Genomic DNA, 6863 nt, shown 5'->3' with positions numbered 1-6863 from the left:
GGAGCCGGTGCGCTGGCCTGCGGCGCGGCGGCGGCCGGTGCGCCGGCGGCGTCGAGCAGCACGATCAGCGTGCCTTCCGACACCGAATCGCCCACCTTGACCTTGATTTCCTTCACGACGCCGGCAGCCGGGCTCGGCACGTCCATCGTCGCCTTGTCCGACTCGAGCGTGACGAGCGACTGCTCCTTCTCGACCGTGTCGCCGACCTTCACGCCGATCTCGATCACCGGGACGTCCTTGTAGTCGCCGATGTCGGGCACCTTCACCTCGAGCGTGCCGCCGGATGCGGCCGGTGCGGCGGGTGCCGCGGCGGCCGGTGCCGGCGCTGCTGCAGGAGCCGCGGCCGGCGCAGCCGCGCCGTTCGCCTGGGCGCCCGCGCCGCCTTCGAGCAGGATGATCAGCGAGCCTTCCGACACGGAATCGCCGACCTTCACCTTCACTTCCTTGACCGTGCCGCCTGCCGGGCTCGGGACGTCCATCGTCGCCTTGTCCGACTCCAGCGTGACGAGCGACTGCTCGGGCTCGACCGTGTCGCCAGCCTTCACGAGCACCTCGATGACGGGCACGTCCTTGTAATCGCCGATATCCGGCACCTTCACTTCGATCGCTTGACTCATCTTTTTGTGTCTCCATGGCCGCGCGCGCCCCAGCCGGAAGCGGCGCGCGGCATCACACGGGCGTGTGCGTTAAACGGTCATCGGGTTGGGCTTCGACGGATCGAGGTTGTACTTGGCGATCGCGTCCGCGACCACCTTGCGCTCGATCGTGCCTTCGTCGGCCAGCGCGTTCAGCGCGGCGACGGTGACCCAGTGACGGTCGACTTCGAAGAAGTGACGCAGTTTCTCGCGGGTGTCCGAACGGCCGAAGCCGTCGGTGCCCAGCACGACGAAGCGGCGATCGATCTGGCCGCGGATCTGGTCGACCAGCGCACGGACGTAGTCGGTCGACGCGATGACCGGGCCCTGCGTGTCCTTCAGGCACTTCTGCACGTGCGACAGGCGGCGCTCTTCGGTCGGATGGAGCAGGTTCCAGCGCTCGACGTCGTGGCCTTCACGCGCGAGCTCGGTGAAGCTCGGCACGCTCCACAGATCGGCGGCGACGCCCCAGTCGTTCTTCAGCAGATCGGCGGCAGCGATCACTTCGTTGAAGATCGTGCCCGCGCCGAGCAGCTGCACGCGCGGCGCCTTCTTGTCGGCGTCGGCCTTCTTGAACGAGTACATGCCCTTGATGATGTCGGCCGCCACGTGCTCGCCCTGCGGAATCGCCGGGTGCTCGTAGTTCTCGTTCATCACCGTGATGTAGTAGTACACGTCTTCCTGGTCCTGCACCATGCGGCGCAGGCCGTCCTGGATGATCACCGCGAGTTCGTAGCCGAACGTCGGGTCGTAGCTCACGCAGTTCGGCACCGATGCGGCCCACAGCAGCGAGTGGCCGTCTTCGTGCTGCAGGCCTTCGCCGTTCAGCGTCGTGCGGCCCGCGGTGCCGCCGAGCAGGAAGCCGCGCGAGCGCATGTCGCCTGCCGCCCACGCGAGATCGCCGATCCGCTGGAAGCCGAACATCGAATAGAAGATGTAGAACGGCACCATGATCTCGCCGTGCGTCGAATACGACGTCGCCGCCGCGATCCAGTCGCACATGCCGCCCGCTTCGTTGATGCCTTCCTGCAGGATCTGGCCGGTCTGCGATTCCTTGTAGAACATCAGCTGGTCGGAATCTTCCGGCACGTACTTCTGGCCTTCCTGGTTCCAGATGCCGATCTGGCGGAACAGGCCTTCCATGCCGAACGTACGCGATTCGTCCGGGACGATCGGCACGACGCGCTTGCCGAGCGCCTTGTCCTTCAACAGGATGTTCAGGATCCGCACGAACGCCATCGTCGTCGAGATCTCGCGGCCTTCGCCCGTGCCCTTCAAGAGCGGCTCGAATGCGTCGAGCGCCGGCACCGGCAGCGACGTCGCCTTCTCGCGGCGGTGCGGCAGGTAGCCGCCGAGGTCCATGCGCTTCTGGCGCATGTATTCGAGCTCCTTCGAGCCTTCCTCGAACTTCAGGTACGGCACGTCGGCGATCTGCTCGTCGGTGATCGGCAGGCGGAACTGGTCACGGAACTTCTTCAGTTGCTCGACCGGCAGCTTCTTCTGCTGGTGCGTGATGTTCATCGCCTGGCCCGACTCGCCCATCCCGTAGCCCTTGATGGTCTTCGCGAGGATGACGGTCGGCGCGCCCTTCGTGTTCGTGGCTTCGTGGAACGCCGCGTAGATCTTGTGCGGATCGTGGCCGCCGCGGTTCAGCGCCCAGATGTCGTCGTCCGACCAGTCGGCGACGAGCGCCTTCAGTTCAGGCGTGTTGAAGAAGTGCTCGCGCACGTACGCGCCCGACTCCGACTTGTACGTCTGGTATTCGCCGTCGACGCACTCCATCATCCGGCGCATCAGCGCGCCCGACTTGTCGCGCGCGAACAGCGCGTCCCAGCGGCTGCCCCAGATGACCTTGATCACGTTCCAGCCGGCGCCGCGGAATTCCGATTCCAGTTCCTGGATGATCTTGCCGTTGCCGCGCACCGGGCCGTCGAGACGCTGCAGGTTGCAGTTGATCACGAACACGAGGTTGTCGAGCTTCTCGCGGCTCGCCATGCCGATCGCGCCCAGCGATTCCGGCTCGTCGGTCTCGCCGTCGCCGAGGAATGCCCAGACCTTGCGGCCTTCCGTCTTCGCGATGCCGCGCGATTCCAGGTACTTCATGAAGCGCGCCTGGTAGATCGCCATGATCGGGCCGAGACCCATCGACACGGTCGGGAACTGCCAGAAGTCCGGCATCAGCCACGGGTGCGGGTACGACGAGATGCCTTTGCCGTCGACTTCCTGACGGAAGTTGTCGAGTTGCTCCTCGGTCAGGCGGCCGAGCAGGAACGCGCGCGAGTACACGCCCGGCGACGAGTGGCCCTGCACGAACACGAGATCGCCGCCGTGCTGGTCGGACGCCGCGTGCCAGAAGTGGTTGTAGCCGACGTCATAGAGCGTCGCGGCCGATGCGAACGATGCGATGTGGCCGCCGACGTTCGTGTCCTTGCCCGCGCGCAGCACCATCGCGAGCGCGTTCCAGCGCGTGTACGAACGGATGCGGTGCTCGATGTCCTGGTCGCCCGGAATCTTCGCCTGCGCTTCGACGGGGATCGTGTTGATGTACGGGGTATTGGCGGAGAACGGCAGGTGTTCGCCGTGCATGCGCGCGAATTCGATCTGCTTTTCGATCAGGTAGTGCGCGCGGCCGGTGCCCACGGAGGAGATCACGCCATCGAGCGACTCGAGCCATTCGACGGTTTCTTGCGGGTCGTCGTCATGTTCGGCGGCGACATATTTCATCACTTCGTTCGGTACAGCGGACATTCTCGTCTCCTGGGTCCTGGAATGTGAGGATCGCTCTCGTGCAGACGACGCGACGCGACCGGCTGCGGGCAAGCTCCGACGGATTGTAATGAGCGTGCCCGGCCGCGCGCAACAAAATTTTCGAATTATGAGATCTTTTCTCGTAATGCGGAATATTGCTGCGCTGCACCCATGCGGCGGGCCTCTGCGGCCTGCGGCGCGGGCACAAATTCGTTTCCGTTCAACATATCGGGTATCGGTTTTCCCTGTATTGCGCTGCGCTACAATCCTGCCATGTTGACCGATCGGCTTTTCGCACGCTCGGCGCGACCGTCGGGCCCGCCGGCGGAGTCGCAGCCGTCCCGCTGGCACCACGGACCGTGGTGGTCCAATTCCTATTTGCTGACGCCGCTGCTGTCGATCCTCGTGTTCCTCGTGGTGATGAGCCTCATTCTATGGAGCCTCAACCGCCGCGAACAGCAGCAGCAGGAAGACACTTTGTTCCGTAACGTCGCGTGGGCGCAGCAGCAGATCCGCCTGTCGATGACGGGCGCGCAGGAACAGCTGCAGGCGCTGTCGCGCGATCTCGCGTCCGGCCGCCTCGACCAGAACGCGTTCCAGATGGCCGTCGCGGACGTGATGCAGACACATCCGGAAATCCTCTATCTGAACTGGTACACCGCGCCCGGCGTGCAGCGCTGGCCGACCGTGCATCCGCCGCTGCTCGGCCAGCGGCTCGCGAAGCCCGGCGACGCGCAGATGCAGGACGCGGTGCGCGGCGCATACGACGAGGCGCGCAGCACGCGCCGCCAGGCGTATTCGCCGCTGATCTACGACGATTTCGGCAACGGCTTCATCACGCTGCAGACGCCCGTGATGCGCGGCGACCGCGAATATCTCGGCTCGATCGCCGCGGTGTTCTCCGTCGAAGGGATCCTGAAGCACGACATCCCGCAGGAGCTGTCGTCGAAGTACAAGATCTCGATCACCGACTCGAACAACCGCGAGCTGTCGTCGACGTCGACGCGCCCGCGCCTGCCGCGCGATTCCCACTACGATCTGCCGCTCGACCCGCCCGGCCAGGGGCTGACCGTGCGCGTGTACGCGTTCCCGCAGCTCACGAACCTGACGAACAACACGCTCGTGTGGCTCGTGGCCGGCCTGTCGTGCTTCGTGCTGTGGAGCCTCTGGAGCCTGTGGAAGCACACGCGCCAGCGCTTCGAGGCGCAGCAGGCGCTGTACGCGGAAGCGTTCTTCCGCCGCGCGATGGAGAACTCGGTGCTGATCGGCATGCGCGTGCTCGACATGCACGGCCGCATCACGCACGTGAACCCGGCGTTCTGCCGGATGACCGGCTGGGACGAGAGCGACCTCGTCGGCAAGGTCGCGCCGTTTCCGTACTGGCCGCGCGATTCATACCCGGAAATGCAGCGCCAGCTCGACATGACGCTGCGCGGCAAGGCGCCGAGCTCGGGCTTCGAGCTGCGCGTGCGGCGCAAGAACGGCACGCTGTTCCATGCGCGCCTGTACGTGTCGCCGCTGATCGACAGCTCGGGGCGCCAGACCGGCTGGATGTCGTCGATGACCGACATCACCGAGCCGAAGCGCGCGCGCGAGGAACTCGCGGCCGCGCACGAACGCTTCACGACGGTGCTCGAAAGCCTCGACGCCGCGGTGTCGGTGCTCGCTGCCGACGAAGCCGAGCTGCTGTTCGCGAACCGCTACTACCGCCACCTGTTCGGCATTCGCCCGGACGGCCATCTGGAGCTGTCGGGCGGCGGCTTCGACCGTGCGCAGGCGTCGTCCGACTCGATCGACATGGTCGACGCGTTCGCCGGCCTGCCGGCCGCCGCGCTGACAAGCAGCACCGCCGACGCGCAGGAGGTGTACGTCGAGAGCATCCAGAAGTGGTTCGAGGTGCGCCGCCAGTACATCCAGTGGGTGGATGGCCACCTCGCGCAGATGCAGATCGCGACCGACATCACGACCCGCAAGAAGGCGCAGGAACTCGCGCACCAGCAGGAAGAGAAGCTGCAGTTCACGAGCCGATTGATGACGATGGGTGAAATGGCGTCGTCGATTGCTCACGAACTGAATCAGCCGCTCGCCGCGATCAACAACTACTGCTCGGGCACGCTCGCGCTCGTGAAGAGCGGCCGCGGCACGCCCGAGACGCTGCAGCCCGCGCTCGAGAAGACCGCGCAGCAGGCGCTGCGCGCAGGGATGATCGTCAAGCGGATCCGCGAATTCGTGAAGCGCAGCGAGCCGAAGCGCCAGCCGGCGCGGGTCGCGGACATCGTCGCCGACGCGGTCGGGCTCGCCGAAATCGAGGCCAGGAAGCGCAGAATCCGGATCGTCACGGAAATCCTCGCAAGAATGCCTATTATTTATGTCGACCCCGTGCTGATCGAGCAGGTGCTCGTGAACCTGATGAAGAACGCGGCCGAGGCGATGGCGGACGTGAAGCCGGCGTCGGCGGACGGCGTGATCCGCGTCGTCGCCGACATCGATGCGGGTTTCGTCGACATCCGCGTGATCGACCAGGGTCCGGGCGTCGACGAAGCGACCGCCGAACGCCTGTTCGAACCGTTTTACAGCACCAAGTCCGACGGCATGGGCATGGGGCTGAACATCTGCCGTTCGATCATCGAATCGCATCGGGGGCGTCTGTGGGTAGTGAACAATGTCGAACCGGACGGCCGCATTTCCGGCGCGACGTTCCACTGCAGCCTGCCCATTGGGGAACCCGCTGATCTCCGCCAAGGGGGGGCGCGAGGCATCGGCATCACATACCGTTACGGGAGAACTATGAATAGCCCTGTCACCACCACTCAGGAAACCGTCTTCGTCGTCGACGACGACGAGGCCGTACGGGACTCGCTGCGCTGGCTGCTGGAGGCGAACGGCTATCGCGTGCAATGCTTCTCGAGTGCCGAGCAGTTCCTCGATGCGTATCAGCCGGCGCAGCAGGCCGGCCAGATCGCGTGCCTGATCCTCGACGTGCGGATGTCGGGCATGAGCGGCCTCGAATTGCAGGAACGCCTGATCGCCGACAACGCCGCACTGCCGATCATCTTCGTCACCGGCCACGGCGACGTGCCGATGGCCGTGTCGACGATGAAAAAGGGTGCGATGGACTTTATCGAGAAACCGTTCGACGAAGCCGAGCTGCGCAAGCTCGTCGAGCGGATGCTCGACAAGGCCCGAAGCGAAAGCAAGAGCGTCCAGGAACAGCGCGCCGCGAGCGAACGCCTGTCGAAGCTGACCGCGCGCGAGCAGCAGGTGCTCGAACGGATCATCGCCGGCCGCCTGAACAAGCAGATCGCCGACGATCTCGGGATCAGCATCAAGACGGTCGAAGCGCACCGCGCGAACATCATGGAAAAGCTCAACGTCAACACGGTCGCCGATCTGCTGCGCCTCGCGCTGTCGAAGAAGCAGGCCTGAACGTCGCGCGCGGCCGCGGGGCGCCCTGCCCGGCCGGCCGCGTCAGCGCACTGC

At 65.5% G+C, this 6863-nt stretch carries 3 protein-coding genes and 1 pseudogene; 2 read left to right on the top strand and 2 right to left on the bottom strand.

The genetic code is table 11. From position 1 onward, the window contains the following. On the bottom strand, nucleotides 1-617 hold a 617-nt coding region (locus BSE24067_RS30270), incomplete at its 3' end, for a biotin/lipoyl-containing protein (RefSeq protein WP_302479010.1). A gap of 69 nt (nucleotides 618-686) precedes the next feature. Continuing rightward, complete coding sequence (gene aceE / locus BSE24067_RS30265) at nucleotides 687-3383, bottom strand: pyruvate dehydrogenase (acetyl-transferring), homodimeric type (protein WP_151066873.1); 2697 nt, start codon at nucleotides 3381-3383, stop codon at nucleotides 687-689. A gap of 273 nt (nucleotides 3384-3656) precedes the next feature. On the opposite strand from aceE, the pseudogene fixL reads away from it, so the two are divergent. Both fixL and fixJ read left to right on the top strand, forming a co-directional pair. Beyond that, nucleotides 3657-6174, top strand: a pseudogene (gene fixL / locus BSE24067_RS30260) (oxygen sensor histidine kinase FixL). Continuing rightward, nucleotides 6171-6809, top strand: a complete 639-nt coding sequence (gene fixJ, locus BSE24067_RS30255; protein WP_006493245.1) for an oxygen response regulator transcription factor FixJ — start codon at nucleotides 6171-6173, stop codon at nucleotides 6807-6809. The pseudogene fixL and the gene fixJ overlap by 4 nt, the downstream one beginning before the upstream one ends. The last annotated feature ends 54 nt before the right edge of the window (nucleotides 6810-6863 follow it).

Source organism: Burkholderia latens, from assembly GCF_902499045.1.
Lineage (GTDB): Bacteria > Pseudomonadota > Gammaproteobacteria > Burkholderiales > Burkholderiaceae > Burkholderia > Burkholderia latens.
Note: the sequence above shows the minus strand (reverse complement) of the source record. Positions and strands in the feature narration are given on the sequence as shown.